This window comes from Chitinophagales bacterium (genome assembly GCA_040877935.1).
In the GTDB taxonomy this organism is placed as follows: Bacteria; Bacteroidota; Bacteroidia; order Chitinophagales; family CAIOSU01; genus JBBDNB01.
The window spans coordinates 1-15100 of record JBBDNB010000022.1 but is presented as its reverse complement, the minus strand read 5'-3'; the positions used below and the strand labels follow the sequence as shown (position 1 = coordinate 15100).

17 protein-coding genes are annotated in these 15100 nt (G+C 39.5%); all 17 read right to left on the bottom strand.

What is annotated here, in order from left to right; genetic code table 11:
• Window positions 1-7 precede the first annotated feature (7 nt).
• The 17 genes from WD048_05550 to WD048_05470 all read right to left on the bottom strand — a co-directional run bounded on the left by WD048_05550 (window position 8) and on the right by WD048_05470 (window position 14515).
• On the bottom strand, window positions 8-1177 hold the full coding sequence (locus WD048_05550; GenBank protein MEX0811663.1) for a DUF3570 domain-containing protein: 1170 nt from the start codon (window positions 1175-1177) through the stop codon (window positions 8-10).
• A complete protein-coding gene (locus WD048_05545) occupies window positions 1162-1383 on the bottom strand; it encodes a DUF4266 domain-containing protein (protein MEX0811662.1) in 222 nt (73 codons plus the stop codon). The genes WD048_05550 and WD048_05545 overlap by 16 nt, the downstream gene beginning before the upstream one ends.
• The gene (locus WD048_05540) at window positions 1368-2363 is read right to left on the bottom strand and encodes an FAD:protein FMN transferase (protein MEX0811661.1); all 996 of its coding nucleotides are present in this window, start codon (window positions 2361-2363) and stop codon (window positions 1368-1370) included. The genes WD048_05545 and WD048_05540 overlap by 16 nt, the downstream gene beginning before the upstream one ends.
• Window positions 2351-2974, bottom strand: coding sequence for a hypothetical protein (locus WD048_05535; GenBank protein ID MEX0811660.1), 624 nt, complete (start codon window positions 2972-2974; stop codon window positions 2351-2353). Before WD048_05535 ends, WD048_05540 begins: the two co-directional genes overlap by 13 nt.
• A gap of 265 nt (window positions 2975-3239) precedes the next feature.
• Window positions 3240-3611, bottom strand: coding sequence for a YraN family protein (locus tag WD048_05530; GenBank protein MEX0811659.1), 372 nt, complete (start codon window positions 3609-3611; stop codon window positions 3240-3242).
• Window positions 3612-3619: 8 nt separating this feature from the next.
• Window positions 3620-4093, bottom strand: coding sequence for a beta-carotene hydroxylase (locus tag WD048_05525; protein MEX0811658.1), 474 nt, complete (start codon window positions 4091-4093; stop codon window positions 3620-3622).
• Window positions 4094-4579: a hypothetical protein gene (locus WD048_05520; protein MEX0811657.1), complete on the bottom strand. Its 486-nt coding sequence runs from the start codon at window positions 4577-4579 to the stop codon at window positions 4094-4096.
• Window positions 4576-5415 carry a phytoene/squalene synthase family protein gene (locus WD048_05515; protein ID MEX0811656.1) on the bottom strand — a complete coding sequence of 280 codons (840 nt, stop codon included), beginning with the start codon at window positions 5413-5415 and terminating at the stop codon, window positions 4576-4578. The genes WD048_05520 and WD048_05515 overlap by 4 nt, the downstream gene beginning before the upstream one ends.
• Window positions 5416-5538: 123 nt before the next feature.
• Complete coding sequence (locus tag WD048_05510; GenBank protein ID MEX0811655.1) at window positions 5539-6162, bottom strand: hypothetical protein; 624 nt, start codon at window positions 6160-6162, stop codon at window positions 5539-5541.
• Window positions 6163-6170: 8 nt separating this feature from the next.
• Window positions 6171-6341, bottom strand: coding sequence for a hypothetical protein (locus WD048_05505; GenBank protein MEX0811654.1), 171 nt, complete (start codon window positions 6339-6341; stop codon window positions 6171-6173).
• A gap of 549 nt (window positions 6342-6890) precedes the next feature.
• Entirely contained in the window at window positions 6891-8375 is a 1485-nt protein-coding gene (gene crtI / locus WD048_05500) for a phytoene desaturase family protein (protein ID MEX0811653.1), read from the bottom strand.
• 3 nt (window positions 8376-8378) lie between these two features.
• Window positions 8379-10931 (bottom strand): DUF5686 family protein, encoded by a 2553-nt coding sequence (locus tag WD048_05495; GenBank protein ID MEX0811652.1) that lies wholly within the window; start codon window positions 10929-10931, stop codon window positions 8379-8381.
• Window positions 10932-10985: 54 nt separating this feature from the next.
• Window positions 10986-11720, bottom strand: a complete 735-nt coding sequence (locus WD048_05490) for an NYN domain-containing protein (GenBank protein ID MEX0811651.1) — start codon at window positions 11718-11720, stop codon at window positions 10986-10988.
• A 79-nt stretch (window positions 11721-11799) separates the two neighbouring features.
• Entirely contained in the window at window positions 11800-12138 is a 339-nt protein-coding gene (locus WD048_05485; protein MEX0811650.1) for a DUF202 domain-containing protein, read from the bottom strand.
• Between the two features lie 84 nt (window positions 12139-12222).
• Complete coding sequence (locus tag WD048_05480; protein MEX0811649.1) at window positions 12223-12750, bottom strand: NAD(P)H-dependent oxidoreductase; 528 nt, start codon at window positions 12748-12750, stop codon at window positions 12223-12225.
• Entirely contained in the window at window positions 12747-13637 is an 891-nt protein-coding gene (locus tag WD048_05475; protein ID MEX0811648.1) for a pirin family protein, read from the bottom strand. The genes WD048_05480 and WD048_05475 overlap by 4 nt, the downstream gene beginning before the upstream one ends.
• A 26-nt stretch (window positions 13638-13663) precedes the next feature.
• Complete coding sequence (locus WD048_05470) at window positions 13664-14515, bottom strand: pirin family protein (protein ID MEX0811647.1); 852 nt, start codon at window positions 14513-14515, stop codon at window positions 13664-13666.
• Window positions 14516-15100: the final 585 nt, after the last annotated feature.

The window sequence follows — 15100 nt, the reverse complement described above, 5'->3', positions numbered from 1 at the left end:
CGCGTCATTATATTTTACAGGCTATGGAAAAAGCTGCAAGATAAGCATGTAGTCCATCAGATCGTAAATAGCGCATGGCCCTTATTTCAAAACGGGAAAGTGTGAACTTACCCTTGCTCAATCGAAGTGGAAGTGCATATCTGAGCGCAAGTCCAAAGCGGTGGCTGTTTAAATTGGAAAGGTCAAAATCGGAAGTGTAGTAGGTTGAACTTATAGTATGTTTGGATTTTGGAGCAAAATATTTTGCAGCAGATTGAATATGAAAGCGGTAAAGAGGAGAGAGGCTCCAGCCTTTTGGCAACAATACAGGGCTTTCAAATTCCCAGGTAAAGCTCGCTATTCCCCAATTGTCCCAGTAAACACGTGCCCAGTTGCGCAAAATCAACTTTTCCAAAAGGCGGTGGTTCCAGCGCAAACTCAAGGGGATTTTTATTCTAAAGGAGGGCAATTGCTCAATCCGTGTACCTGGTATTTCTGTAAAATAAACCCGGTGAAATGGTGTGGAAAGCAGCCCCTGCTGTGCTATAAAATCCAATGTCAAATGGATTTGTGATCTTTTGTTCAGCACTTGAGAAAAATAATTGGACAAATTAAAAGTCCTGCGCTTGTCGGTTTTAATATTGCCATAGTCTGTAGCGCGTAATTCTTCAGGAAGTATAATGTTCCAGGTATCGAAATAGGCGCGAAAATCAAAGCCATAAAAACTGTTTTCCGATTCACTGCTTTTGTCCCAGCCACCACCAAAGGAGCTTGAAATATAATCCGTTTCAACAGCCCCGCCAGAATACAAGCTTATGCTGCTGTTCTTTTCGGGCTTGTTTTTTTGATAGCTGAGCTCTATTGTGCTGCGTGTATCATCACTCGAGGCAGAACTTATTCTTGAATCAATCTTATCAGAAGAAGCAGAGGTGTAGTGGTTTATGCCCACATGTGCGCCCAGCGATTGATTGCTGTCAAGTGGAATGTGCACTATGATCCTGGAATCGTAGTCGCTGAGCTTTTCTGTGCCTTCACCTCCTGTTACTGCCGAGTGATTGCCTTCCTGGGTATAGTAGCCAAAAAGAAAGCTCAGGTCAATTTGTTCCCTTTGTTTTGCGGAAATGTTTTCCTGTGCCAAAAGTGCGTGACCAAGACAAGACAACAAACAAGTGTAAATGAATATCAATGACAACCGCATCCGCCCCCTGCTTTTCCTCCATTGCCACCACTGGCGCCCTCGCGATACATGGCCGCATTTTTTTCAAAAATACAGATCGAGTGATCTTCCAATTCCATATTGGGCTCTGAGAGATAATATTTTTCCAAACCCTTTATACTGCTGCACGAATAGAGATGTCCCAGTACAGCGATAATAATAAGTGCTTTGATCAATGCTTTTCCCATGCTATTTCCAGTCCTGAGCTATTTAAAATTTTATTTTCTGCTGTTACCAAAAGTACCTCAAGGCCTTTGATTTTTTCAGCCAGTTCCAACCCTTTGTCAACACCGAGGACAAAGATAGCTGTTGCCAATGCGTCTGCCAGCTCTGCGTTATAGGCAATAACTGTTACACTAAATACATCTGTAGCAGGATAGCCGTTTCGGGGATCTATAATATGGCTGAATCTTTTCCCATCAATGATTTCAAATGCTTCGTAATCCCCGGAAGTGACTATTGCCTGATCTTTGATTTCAAGCCAGGCCATCCTTTTTTCTTTAGCACGGGGATGTTGAATGGCAATGCCCCAGGGTTTTCCGTTGCTTTGTTGCCCCCAGGCTGCTATATCGCCCCCGGCATTGATCAATGCAGTTTCAATGCCCATTTTTTGTAAAATATTTTTGGCACTTTCAGCAGCAAAGCCTTTTCCCACTGCCCCAAAACCAATGGCCATCCCTTTTTCTTTTAAGAAAATAGATAGCCTGGAAGTATCGCAAATTATATTTTGATAATTGCCCAGTTGGGCAGCGTTTTTTATTGCAAATGAATCAGGTAGTGATTTGCTTTTCAATGATTTGTTCCAAAGGTCAATCAGGGGTTGAATGCTGATATCAAAAGCGGCATCAGAGCTTTGGCTATAGATTTTACAGCGCTGGACCAATGCAAACAATTCAGCATCTACTTCTACTGCTTTTATCCCTGCATTTTGATTGATTGCAGTAGTTTGTGAATTGGGCAGCCATGAAGAAATCATTTGTTCTATGCGCTTTATTTCTCCCACTGCAGCTTTTATGGCTTTTTGTGCTGCTACAGAATCTTCATGGACAATTGTTAAATGAAAAGCTTTGCCCATCAATTTTTCATGATAATCAAATTCTTTAAGTGTCTGTGCTTCAACAGAAAAGGAGAGGAGTAACAAAAAGCAGAAGTATTTTAAATGCGCCATGCCAACCCCAGTTTAACTCCAAAAAAGCTGAGCCGGTGCTGTTCTCCAGGATTTCTTTGCTCAGGAAATATTTGCAGCACTTCATAGTTGGGCTGGAATACCATAGCGAAATGCTCATGAAAATTCCAATTGACATAAAAGCCGGCAGTGTATGCGATATTTTTTTTAAAGCGGGATTGATCGGGATGCGTGGACAGTGTATTTCCATACCCCAAACCAAGCATTGGCCCGAGCTGTATTTTTTTGTTTTGCAAAAGCGCATATCGCCCCATCAGCTTTGCCGACCATAATGTGACATACTCTTCCTCAGAGAAATCTACGGTCTTTGATCTTTGCCGGGTACTTTCGCTATCAACAAGATAATCAGTTGTGAAAATACTGTAGTCGGCACTTATTCCCAATGCAATTTTTTTTGGCAATTGATGCCAGAATTGAATTTCAAAAGGCATTTTAGGATTTGTACGCGAACGACTCCATCCAATATTTTTGCCAGCCGGGTCTTTGCCTTTGTTGTGTCCCCACCAACCTACATTCACACCACTTATCAAATTCAGTTCAAAGGGCTTGTTTTCACTGGCATGGATGGTCAGTGCCAAGACAAAGTTCATCAAAAAGAGCAGACAGGTTTTATTTTTCACTGGAACTTGTACTAATAAGAATTCTGCAAAACTAACAGCTATTTTTTGGGATTACTAAATTATGTTATGTTGTTTATGATTTTATTTCGGGTGATGTATTTGGGACTTTGGTGCTTTTGCAATTAACAATTCAATGATCAAGTATTTATTGGGATTTAGACCGCTCTAAAAAACTGATTGAATGACTTTTTAGTTTGTTGTTTATCAATTTATTATAGGGTATATTTAGAGTAACACATCAATTCGAATACGGGAAGAAAGCATCTTTAATATGATGTAGTTTTTCCTTGTCTTTATGAAGCAGAATAGAGATCACATCAAAGCGCAAATCATTATACTCTGTTTTGGATTTATGAATATAAGCTTCAGCGGCTTTGTAAATTTGAGCTTGTTTAGTGGTGTTAACTGCAAGCTCTGGATTCCCGAATTGAGTATCGGAACGGGTTTTTACTTCCACAAACACCAAAGTGTTTTCTTTTTGAGCTATAATATCTATTTCCTGGTTGCTGCTGCGCCAGTTTTGTTCCAGTATCTGGTAATTGTTTTTTAAGAGGTATGCACAAGCAATACTTTCTCCTTTCTTGCCGAGCTGTTGCTTGTGTTTTGACATGTGGTGGATTATTTGTTGTGCAATGCTCTTTTGGCTTCCTCAAAGTATTTCCTGGGAACCAGAAGCATTCCAAAACATTCTCCGTCTTCCTTTCCCAGTTTCTTGTGATGCACTCTGTGGGCTTTTCTGAGTCCGGCAAAATAGAGATTGGTCACATTCTTTAAAAACTTGAAGCGCTGGTGTATAATCACTTCGTGTACAGTAAAGTATGCGATCCCATAGAGTGTGATTCCTATGCCCACCCACATTTTCCAATCGGCACCATCCATTATGCCAAACATTATAAAAAGCCAGCTTGGTATGGCGAAGATCAGGAAGAAAAAATCATTGCGTTCGAAAAAACCGGGCGTTTTATTGTGGTGGTCTTTGTGTACAAACCACAGAAATCCGTGCATCACGTATTTGTGCAGCGACCAGGCCACAAATTCCATAAAGGCAAATACCGATAAGGTGATTCCAATACCTGTGATCCAATACCACATTTACTGTGCTTGATTGTTTTTTAGAAAATCTTTAATAGAGTTTCTCAACCCAACTAGTGACATAGTATCTATTGCGCTTTCCAACATAGCTCGATCTTCTTCCAGGTTGCTTTTGTAGCCCAAAAAACCGGGTACATTATACTGTATGGTATAGCGCAAAAAAATTAATTCTATATTGTTAGGGTCTTTGCTGATTGCTGTTTCCAGTATTTCTTTGCCCGAACTGAAATATCTTCCTTTTTTTATCAAATTGCTATGGTGTTTTCCAAAAGACATTTCTATTGCACCCCTGTAACCATATAGCAGGTTGTGCGCCCCATTCTCTCCTTCAAGCTTTTGGTAAAGGCTGTCGGCAATGCTTTCGTGCTTAAAAGCTTTTGAAATCAAGGTGCGGCAAGTCATTAGCACATCCTCTTTTGAGGCAGGCTGACTTATTGCTGAGCCAAATAATGGAAGCAAAAGAAAAAGCAAAAACATTGATTTCACGACAAGTAGTTTAGCTGATGCTTTATATAACCGGAAGCAAACAATGCGTATTTTCTCCTGTTGGAAATTCTGATACGCTGTGTTTGCAGTATAGTCGGTGGAATATTCATAATCTTTTTAAACAAAGAATAGTAATAAACATAAGCGATATAAACTCCTAAACGCGCTTTTTTGGGCAATCGTTTAATTCCCCTCAAGCCGGCATCAAAATCTTTTTGAATGTCCTGCTCTATAGCGAGTTTGGCATTCTGGTCAAAATGATCATAATCTACATCCGGAAAATACATGCGCCCCAGGTTGTTATAGTCCGACTGCATATCACGCAGGAAATTGATTTTTTGGAAAGCAGCACCAAGCGACATGGCATCGGCTTTTAATTCCTGATATTGCTTCTCGTCACCAACACAGAACACGCGCAAACACATTAAACCTACTACTTCAGCAGATCCGGTTATATAATCCTTGTAACGCTCTGTATTGAAGTCCATTGGCTTCAGGTCCATTTTCATGCTTTTGAAAAAGCAATCAATCAGTTCTTGCTCAATATTGTATTTGTGTACGGTTTTCTGAAAACTATTGAGAATAGGATTCAGACTAATTTTGTTGGAAATGGCCTGGTCTGTAGAATCAATAAATTCCTGCAAAAGCTTTGCTCTGTCGTGTCCGTGAAAAGAGTCCACTATTTCATCTGCCAGGCGTACAAAGCCGTAGATGGAGTAGATGGGTTCTGTGATAGAGCTATTGAGCAGACTGATACCAATAGAGAATGATGTGCTGTAGGTGTTGGTCACCAACTTGCTGCACCTTACCGATACGTTATCAAAAATTTGTTTCATAGATGATTGTGTGCAAAAATACAAATTTTAGAAAGTGAATAAAAGAAGCAAGGATTATTCTGCTAAAATATTTGCCAATTTCTAATTCGAATCCATCACGATTTTTTGTTCAGTTGGTCAAGTTTATGTTTTGGGATATTTGGTATTCAGCTCTCTCGGAATAAAATAGCCTTTAATACAATTAGGGTTTCTTATAGCAATTTGAATATGGTTTCTTTCTTTGAATCCTGCATTTGGATACAAATCTTCTCCTTCAAAAAACACGCCCCTAACTGAATCAAATGGTTTTTTTTCAGTGTCTTTATTAAATTGATGAATGGTCTCTATTACCGCGCAGTCCAAGTTTCTTTTGAGTAAATCCTTATTTTCTTTGAGCGGAATATTCTTTGGTATTTCTAAACCAAATTTTTTCTTGGATGTCAAAAGCATATTGTAACCAATTTTCAAAACATCCAAATATTGGGAGTCCAGTAAATCAAGACAATATCCAATATCTATTACAGCACCTAAAACAGCAGGATTCTTAATTTTTTGCTTTTTGTTATGGGGTGGGTTTTTATGCAAATAATTAGCAAAGTCGAGGGCTCTTTTGTAATTGTTTTCCCAAAAATAAGCCCCGCTACCCAGCCAATCGTAAGTGTTATCACTTGATTTAAGAATGATTCCTTTTCTCGATACTATTTTGTCCCTTAAAGATTTATCACAGCCGTGAAAACCTAAGATTAAGCCTTTTCTTTTTGAGTACATTTAGGCTATTAATGTTTTGTTGCCCCCGATGTATATGTGTAGTTTTTATTCAGGTTTCCCTTTGGAGTATGAATTCCAGCCCTAAGCAAAAAGCTTTTTGATTCTTTCTTTGAAGAAATAATTTTCTTAATGTATTCTTTGAAATCCTTGATGTATTTTTTGTGTTCAACTGTATTCATAAAATCAAATTTACTGGGTTTTAACGATTGAACCAAATTTATAGGGTGTACGACAAAATTCCGTTTGAGTAATATTTCCCGTTTTTTTATATGGGATATGTGAGCAGTGTAGCAAAGTTTATCCAGTTAAACAGATACGGAGAGCTGTTGTAAACAGTAATGGCATTGAGCAATTGAGCCATAAAACAAGCATAAACGGAGTGGCCATTGCGACTTTGTCCGAAGCACAGCAATCGGGAAATTTTGAAAAAATTTCCCGCTAATTGCGTAGCAAGTTTAGTCGCAATAGTGCAGTGTTGCGTTAGTTTTATGAGTTCAATTGATCGCAGCCTTGAATTTTTTGGTACTTTTTTTTCAAGAAAAAAGTACAGATAAAATGCCAATGGTCTTATTCATTCCGTTGGAAGCTGGATAAAGCAGACAGTAATATAAATTCAGGATTACAGATTAAAATGTTATCAGGGGAAAAAGGTTGAAAAGAATAAGCCTGGAAAATTGTCGTACACCCAATTTATATTTTGACTTTCATTAGACTTATCAAATATCAAATTATTGTTCTTTTGTTTTTCCAATAATCAATCCTGCAACTATTTCCCCAGATATTAAAGCAGGTGGCACACCGGGCCCCGGAACGGTCAATTGACCACAATAATAAAGGTTTTTCAGTTTTTTACTTTTTACAGATGGTTTTAAAATAGCTGTTTGACTCAATGTATTCGCCAGTCCGTAGGCATTGCCCTTGAATGAATTGTAATCGCTGATGAATTCCCGGTGGGCATAGCTTTTTTTATAAACCACTTTAGAGCGAATTTCTGTTTTTGTAAGTTTTTCCAAACGATCCATCACCATGTGGTAGTATTTTTCCCGTGTATCTTTTGCTTCTTCAATCTTTGTGGCTACGGGGATAAGCACAAAAAGGTTTTCTTTAGCTTTTGGAGCTACTGAAGGATCTGTTTTGGAAGGAGCGCAGACATAGAACAAGGGCGCTTCCGGCCAGCGGGGATTGTCGTATATTTCTTCGGCATGCTGCTCAAAATCGCTGTCGAAAAACAGGTTGTGGTGTTTTAGGTTTGGAATTTTTATATCCACACCGAGATAAAACAGCAGGCAGGAGGGGGCTAGGGTTCTGCTTTCCCAGTATTTCGCGCTATAGCTTTGGTATTTCGCTGGCAAAAGCTTGGATTCAACATGTTGGTAATCTGCTGCACCAACAACTATATCTGCTTCATAACTCGCTTTATTGCTGTGTATTTTTGATATTTTATTTTCATTGATTTCCAGTCTTTTTACTTCTTCAGAAAATCTAAAACGCACCCCTTGATCCATGGCAATATTGTGCATTGCTTTTGCAATTTCATGCATCCCGCCCATTGGGTACCAGGTTCCCAGGTTGAGGTCGGCATGATTCATCATAGTGTATAGCGCAGGTGTTTTAGAAGGTTTTGCCCCGAGAAACAATACCGGAAATTCAAGCAATTGAATGAGCTTGGGATTTTTAAAATAGCGTTTGATATAGCTGCTCACTGAATTGAACATATTGAGCTTTAGAGCGGCTTTCAGCAATCTGATATCGGCAAATTCAAAAATACTGAGGCCGGGTTTTCTTACAAATTCGCGCATGCCAACTTCATATTTGTAGGCAGCTTCTTCAAGAAATTTTTCAAGCTTGGCTCCGGAGCCTTTTTCATGTTTTTCAAAAAGTGCTATCAAATCTTTTTTTCCGGCAGGTACGTCCATTGCATCATTCTCGCCAAAATAAATTCTGTAAGAAGGATCCAGTCTTTTCAAGGTATAGAAGTCGCTTGTTTTTTTGCCAAAGTGATTGTAAAATGCCTCAAAGATTTCGGGCATCCAGTACCAACTTGGCCCCATATCAAAAGTAAAGCCGTCTTGTTCAAATTTTCTGGCCCTGCCCCCGGCTTGTTCGTTTTTTTCTATAACAGTCACGTCCAATCCCGCTTTTGCCAAATGTGCTGCAGCAGAAAGTCCGGCAAATCCGGCACCTATTACAACTGCTTTCTTTTTCTGGGACATTTTTTAAAATTTGAAATAAAAAGAAGGTTTGGCTATAAAACGATACACATCCGGCTCTCCGGTATAATTAATTCGCCAGGTAAAATCCACACGGGAAACTTTCAGGATGTTTTCAATGCCAAAACCAACTTCAGCATAAGGTTTGTTCATGGTTTTTAACTCTGGTGGAAAGAGGTATTGATCCTGGTTGTTGTCCGTGCTTAGCCTTCCAAACAATACTCTTCCAAAGATCAATGAGCGCAGTTTGAGCTTGTTTACACCGGGAATCCTATTGAAAATCAAACCATCGAAATGGTGTTCCATATGCAGAACGAGAAACTCATCATTGGCAAATTCCATAAAATTCATCAGGTTAAAAGCCCTGTCGTCATTGATAATGTTCTGATTGCCTGTGGGCACTTCAAGAAATGGGTAGGGAACAGTTCCCCAAACTTTTCCCGCTTCAATACGATAATTGAAATACCCCCATTTGTTTAGCCTGAACTGATGTTCCAATTGTAGTTTCAGGCGATGAAAATCGATATTACTTCCCAGTATTCCGCTAAAACTATTTTCATAGAGCACACCAAGAATAGGATATTTAAGCATAAAAAACCCGCGTAAATCTTCATTGAAATCAGCAGCCAGCTCTTCTTCACCAAATACATATTTCATACTTAAAGCAAGTCCGCTGCTGTTGTAGGAGTAAACCCGTTCGAGTTTGTTTTCTCCATTCAGTTCTAAAAATGATTTGCTGTCGAAATTGTAAATCAGTTTGTTGTAGGCATCAATACGAGTACTGAAACCGGTGAACCACTGTTTTTCAAGATAAGCCCTTCGGTCATCAACCATAATTCGGGTTCTGAAATCGCCAAATTGCACCAGGCTGTTAAGTATGTGGTCAATCGATAGCAGTCGCTCACTGCGTCCCAATTGCTCCTGGTCTAATTTGTATTGCAGGCCGACCATAGTGTGTTTGCCGGGTTTCAGTTCGGGATAAAACTCTGTTTGACCAAAATATTTCCAGCGTTTGTCCCAAACACCATAGGCAGTATATGCTTTCAGTCGAATACGGTCATCGACTATTCTGGTTCTGAATCCGGTTTTCAACCTGTGCCCTTCCACCCGGTTAAAACTGTAGAAACTATAAAAATTTCCGATCTCAAAATGCCCTTCAGGGCCAATTGGGATATAGGAATTGACAATACTTTTAAAAACCTTTTTGATGCGGTTAAATGGCGGAGAGTTTTTTATACTGTCGGTCATTGTGAAAATATCCTGCTCCTTTTTACTGAGACTATCTCCGCGCAAATCGTTCCAATATTCATCAGACCTTAGCTTAGCACTGTCTTTTTTTATGGTTTTGCCAATGCCTTTAAATACATTGGGATCGGGAATGCTATCAATAGTGATGTTTTTGTAAGTGGCTGTTTTCCGCCCGAAAAAACCTGTAAGCTCGGGTGAGTTTTCAATTACTGAGAAATCTGCAAGCACGGTGTTTTCTTTCAAAAACCAGTGTTTGTTATCTATCCATTGGTACTCTAGGTGAATGTCAAAATTTCTGACAAAGTTGATATTGGCTTCAATGCTAAAATGCAGGTCCATTTCCTTTACTGCATAGGTAGAATCGTGAATATACATATGGCCGGTAAATGCAACATCAGCATCGCCCCTGGGCACAAAATCTATTCTGAGACAGGGCAGGCCGTCAATTATATAAGTGCTGTCTTCAAGGTAGAATTTGTAATTCCATTTGTAATTGTTGTTGAGTGGGGAGGGGAAGCTCTTGTCCAGTATTATCACATAATTTTGATAAATATTGGGTGTGACATAGAGGTCATCTATCAGATCCGTGATCTTAGGCCCTTCAAAAAACTTGGCATCTCTTTCAGCTTTTATAATCTCTTTTTCAGCTTTTGGATTTTTGCGGTAATAATAGTCGCTTATTTTTTCTTTGTATAAAAAGGGCAGGTAATTCACCCCGTCTTTTGTAGTATCTACATTTTCCCAAATAAAAGGGAAGGGGCGCAGCAGAATGTTTTTCTTGATTTTATCAGTAAAGTGGTTGAGGTCAAATTGAATTTTCTCAAAAACCTCATAGCTGAAGCTATTGTATTGTTCGGGATCGTTATTGGGTTTATTGGCAATTACTCTTCTAAGTATTTCCCAGGCCGGATTTTCTCCGGGCAGCACCACGATTTCATCCAGGCTGTAATCTTTTAGATCCAGTTTGACTTCGAGCTTTTGTCTTTTTCCGGGCTCTACCCGTATGTTTTTTGTTGCGTAGCCAATCAATGAGACCTGAATAGAATCGAATTTTTCAGGCCCTTCCAGGTAAAATGCCCCATCCATGTCAGAGCTTGTGCCTGTAGTGCTTCCTTTGAAAGTGATATTGGCGAAGGGCAATAATTCACCTGAATAAGCATCTTGTACTGTGCCACTTATTCGGGTCTGACCCAAAGCTGCTGTGCTGCCCAATAGCAAAAACAACAGTATCGCAATACTTAGGGTAGATTGTTTTAAAGCTGATTTAAAAGAGGAATTGAACAATTGAGCAAATTTGCTGCAAAATTGCAAGAAGATAGTTTAAAAAAGTATTTCGGGAACAATAAAAATGCTTATTGAAGAAAATTATTTATTCTTTATGTAAATATGCTTGATTCTTGTACCGCTCACATCTCTTTCATCAATTTCAAAGTCTTTCTTCAGTGATTTTACAAGTGGGGTCAGTTTATTGAACCCGAAATTTCTGGGATCAAAATCGGGTTTTTTCTTAACCAGCAGACCCCCAACTTCACCAAGAAAAGCCCATCCATCATCATCTGCAATGGCATCTACAGAATTTTTAAGCAATCGAATCAGACTTTGATTTACAGATTCTACTTTTTCGGGTTTTTTCCTTTTTGAAGTGGTTTCACTCGTACTGCCTCTTAAAATTTCAAGGTAAATAAACTGGTCGCAGGCAACAATAAAAGGACGAGGTGTTTTCTTTTCGCCAATGCCAATCACCTTTTTACCCGATTCCCTGAGCCTGGTTGCTAAGCGCGTAAAATCACTGTCGCTGGATACCAGGCAAAAGCCATCTACTTTTTCACTGTGCAATATATCCATAGCATCAATAATCATAGCCGAATCTGTTGCATTTTTACCTTTGGTGTAGCCATATTGCTGAATAGGTGTAATGGCGTGTTCAAGAAGTGCCGGCTTCCATCCTGCAACAGTAGGAATGGTCCAATCGCCATAAATGCGCTTGATGGTGGGTGTGCCAAAGCGGGTGACTTCTTCCAGCATTTCGGATACGCTGGAATAAGGAATATTATCAGCATCAATCAATACAGCGAGTTTTAAATCTTTATTTTCTTCCATTTTAAGTTTTGTTGTAAAGGTAATGTGTGTTCAATCATTATTTAATAATCTGAGTACTAAAGAATTTCTGAACCCGGGTTTAATCTTTAGGCATAGATGTGTAGTAATCCTTTAGTTTGTTTTTTAGTCTTTGAAAACGAATTAAACCACCAATTACAAGAAATGCGCTTAATACAAAAACCACATAACTGAGCCATTTCATGTCTGCAAAATCTTCAAGTTTTAAAAATGCAATACCTGCCAGAATCAGGTAAAGGGAGGTTCTTATGTAGGAAAAAAGTGTGCGTTCGTTGGCAAGTGTTGTGCGTTCCATAGCCAGGAAGTCGCGCAAAATGATCTTTTCTTTGTTTTCAAAGACATTGCTTGATTTAGTAATCCTGCTGATTCTTCCCAACCTGTCGAATCTTATTTTTTTCATTTTCAGTTGAATATCTGATATGAAATTTCTTCTTGAAATTTAATTTGTGAAAAGTACAAATTGTTTGGGTTTTTAAGTAGCGTATTATACAGCTTCTTTTACCAAATCAATTTTCTCAAGAAATGATTTTTTCAAATCATCATCTGTAATGCCTTTTTCTGCATCAAAATTATCCTTAAAAGATGGGAGGGAGAAACTTTCTACAATATTTGCTCCGGCACGGGGAAAATAATTCTGCGCCAAATTCATAACATTGGCTCCACCGCGTTTGCCCGGTGAAGTGCTCATTAAAAATAGGGCTTTGTCCTGGAAAAATTTTCTTTCATAGCGGGAGCACCAGTCCATCAGGTTTTTAAATGCTGCGGTGTATGCACTGTTGTGTTCAGCCAGGGAAGTGATAATGAGATCGGCCTGCCCGAGTATTTTCACAAAATCCTGTGCCTCTTGTGGGTAGCCTTCTGATTCCCGATCCACTGAAAATAAGGGCATTTCATAATCATTTATGTCCAGCAGCTGTTTTTCATCTGCTTCGAAAAACGACAATGCATAATTCACTAATTTTTTATTGATGGATTTGGAGCTTGTACTCCCTGCAAATGCTATTATTTTCATATTGACTCCTCCAATTGTCCGAATTTACCTTTTTCTAAATCTTCAAAAGCTTGCAGTATTTCAGCGCGGGTATTCATTAAAAAAGGCCCATGTGCAAAAATCGGTTCGTGAATTGGTTCACCGCTCAATACAAGCAAAGTGGAATTTTCATTGGCCCTTACTTTTATCTTTTCCCCTTTGTTTTCGAACAGCACAAAGTGATCGGCAGCTGCATTTTCATTTCCGTTGATGCTTACATTTCCTTCTACTACTAGCATACCTGCGTTGTGGTTTTCATTAAGTTCAAAGCTTTCCTCTGTGCCTTTGTTCAGCTTCAGGTTAAACATATTGATAGGGGTGAAAGTTGAAGCAGGGCCTTTCACGCTCTTGTATGCTCCGGCAATCACTTCTGCTCTTCCTCCATTATTGGGAAGCGAATAAATCCCCATATCCTCAGCATTAATGGCCTGGTATTTAGGCCCTGTCATTTTGTGTTCTGCTGGCAAATTCACCCACAATTGCACCATTTGAAAAGGACCTCCATTTTTACTGAACTCCTTTTCGTGGTATTCTTTGTGCAATACTCCTGAACCGGCTGTCATCCACTGCACTCCACCTTTGTCAATCACTCCGCTGTTGCCATAGCTGTCGTGATGGGCAATTTTCCCTTGGTAGGCAATGGTTACAGTCTCAAATCCGCGGTGTGGATGAACACCGACACCCCTGGGTTTTGCACTGGGCGGAAATTCATATTTTGAATTGTAGTCCATCAGGAAAAAAGGACTCATTCGGCTTAGCTCAAAATTGCGGCCTCCGGGAAAAAAATTATGTACCCTGAATCCATCACCAACCATATGCGGTGGGGGTGGAGCCATGATTTGTTCTGGTTTTCTGTATGTATCTGACATTTTTTTATGTTTTAATTTAAGCTTAATTAGGATAACATGGGCACTTCCATTAATAATATCCGTGCATTGCTAGTACTTTCAATTTTGGCTTTTTCGGTATTCCATAGCCCAAGCGCATCCCTGTCTTTAACTTCCTGCCCGTTGATTTTCAAAGTTCCGCTTATCACGAAAAAATACATGCCATTGCCCGGCCTTTTCAAGTTGTAATCCAGTTGTTTCCCCTGCTCAAGATTGCTGAGGTGAAACCAGGCATCCTGATGAATCCAAACCCCGGCATCATCAGGTGAAGGAGATAAAATTTGCTGCCATTGGTTTTTGTTGTTACCACTCAATACTATTTGATCGTAGCGGGGCACAACACTGCGCTTTTTTGGAAAGAGCCAAATTTGCAAAAGCTTGACTTCCTTGTCTTTGCGCGCATTGTATTCGCTGTGGTAAATGCCCGTTCCGGCACTCATCACCTGAACTTCTCCTTCGTGAATCACTGCTTTATTGCCCATATTGTCCTGGTGTTCCAGGTCACCTGAAAGTGGAATGGTAATAATCTCCATATCCTTATGCGGATGCATTCCAAAACCTTTACCGGGGGAAATAATATCGTCATTCAGGACTCTCAGAACCCCGAAATTCATACGTTCTGGATTTTTGTAATTGGCAAAACTAAAAGAGTGTCTTGCTTTGAGCCATCCGTGATCGGCCATGCCTCTTGTCTCTGCTTTGTGCAAAACGGAGTTGGTGGTTTTTATCTCGTTATTGGGCAAATGATTGTATCCAATGTTTTGTTCAGCAGCTTTAGGAGCATTGGCTTTGGCTTTACTTACCAGACTGATTCCGGCAATTCCAAGTAATGAGTTTTTAATGAAATCTTTTCGTTTCATGACTGAAAATTTTAAATTAATGTAGCAACATCTAATTTAACAAAAGATTTTGAAAATTGTTGGCTCTAAATTCTGAGTTCGGTAATTATTTATGAACTCAAAATTTTATCCAATTGAAAACATGTGATGCCTTTGGGATCAAGTAGTGGCTTGGGCAGTGGTGAAAGCCACTTCCTCGGTTAAAATGAGAACAACAACATACGACTCCTCTGGAGTCGGTGCTTAGAGAGGTCACGAGTTTTTATAAACATGTGATGCTGCTGGCATCAGTATGTTTAGCGTCTCAGAAAAATAAAACTCAAATTGATTGAAAACATGTGATGCCTTTGGGGTCAAGTAGTGGTTTGGGCAGTGGAAAGCCGCGTCCTCGATTTAAATGAGAACAACAACATACGACTCCTCTGGAGTCGGTGCTTAGAGAGGGCACAGGTTTTATAAACATGTGATGCCGCTGGCATCAGTATGTTTAGCGTCTCAGAAAATGTTAAACAAATGGATATATTAGTTGAAACCCAGTAATAGCATAATTAACCATCCTGGAAGGATGGCATGTTTAGTGTGCCGGGCATGTAATAAGACTAACGG

Excerpts from the sequence above, each read along its gene's own strand:
- WD048_05550 (MEX0811663.1), bottom strand. The coding sequence starts at position 1,177 with ATGCGGTTGTCATTGATATTCATTTACACTTGTTTGTTGTCTTGTCTT.
- WD048_05545 (MEX0811662.1), bottom strand. The coding sequence starts at position 1,383 with ATGGGAAAAGCATTGATCAAAGCACTTATTATTATCGCTGTACTGGGA.
- WD048_05540 (MEX0811661.1), bottom strand. The coding sequence starts at position 2,363 with ATGGCGCATTTAAAATACTTCTGCTTTTTGTTACTCCTCTCCTTTTCT.
- WD048_05530 (MEX0811659.1), bottom strand. The coding sequence starts at position 3,611 with ATGTCAAAACACAAGCAACAGCTCGGCAAGAAAGGAGAAAGTATTGCT.
- WD048_05525 (MEX0811658.1), bottom strand. The coding sequence starts at position 4,093 with ATGTGGTATTGGATCACAGGTATTGGAATCACCTTATCGGTATTTGCC.
- WD048_05515 (MEX0811656.1), bottom strand. The coding sequence starts at position 5,415 with ATGAAACAAATTTTTGATAACGTATCGGTAAGGTGCAGCAAGTTGGTG.
- WD048_05510 (MEX0811655.1), bottom strand. The coding sequence starts at position 6,162 with ATGTACTCAAAAAGAAAAGGCTTAATCTTAGGTTTTCACGGCTGTGAT.
- WD048_05505 (MEX0811654.1), bottom strand. The coding sequence starts at position 6,341 with ATGAATACAGTTGAACACAAAAAATACATCAAGGATTTCAAAGAATAC.
- crtI (MEX0811653.1), bottom strand. The coding sequence starts at position 8,375 with ATGTCCCAGAAAAAGAAAGCAGTTGTAATAGGTGCCGGATTTGCCGGA.
- WD048_05490 (MEX0811651.1), bottom strand. The coding sequence starts at position 11,720 with ATGGAAGAAAATAAAGATTTAAAACTCGCTGTATTGATTGATGCTGAT.
- WD048_05485 (MEX0811650.1), bottom strand. The coding sequence starts at position 12,138 with ATGAAAAAAATAAGATTCGACAGGTTGGGAAGAATCAGCAGGATTACT.
- WD048_05480 (MEX0811649.1), bottom strand. The coding sequence starts at position 12,750 with ATGAAAATAATAGCATTTGCAGGGAGTACAAGCTCCAAATCCATCAAT.
- WD048_05475 (MEX0811648.1), bottom strand. The coding sequence starts at position 13,637 with ATGTCAGATACATACAGAAAACCAGAACAAATCATGGCTCCACCCCCA.
- WD048_05470 (MEX0811647.1), bottom strand. The coding sequence starts at position 14,515 with ATGAAACGAAAAGATTTCATTAAAAACTCATTACTTGGAATTGCCGGA.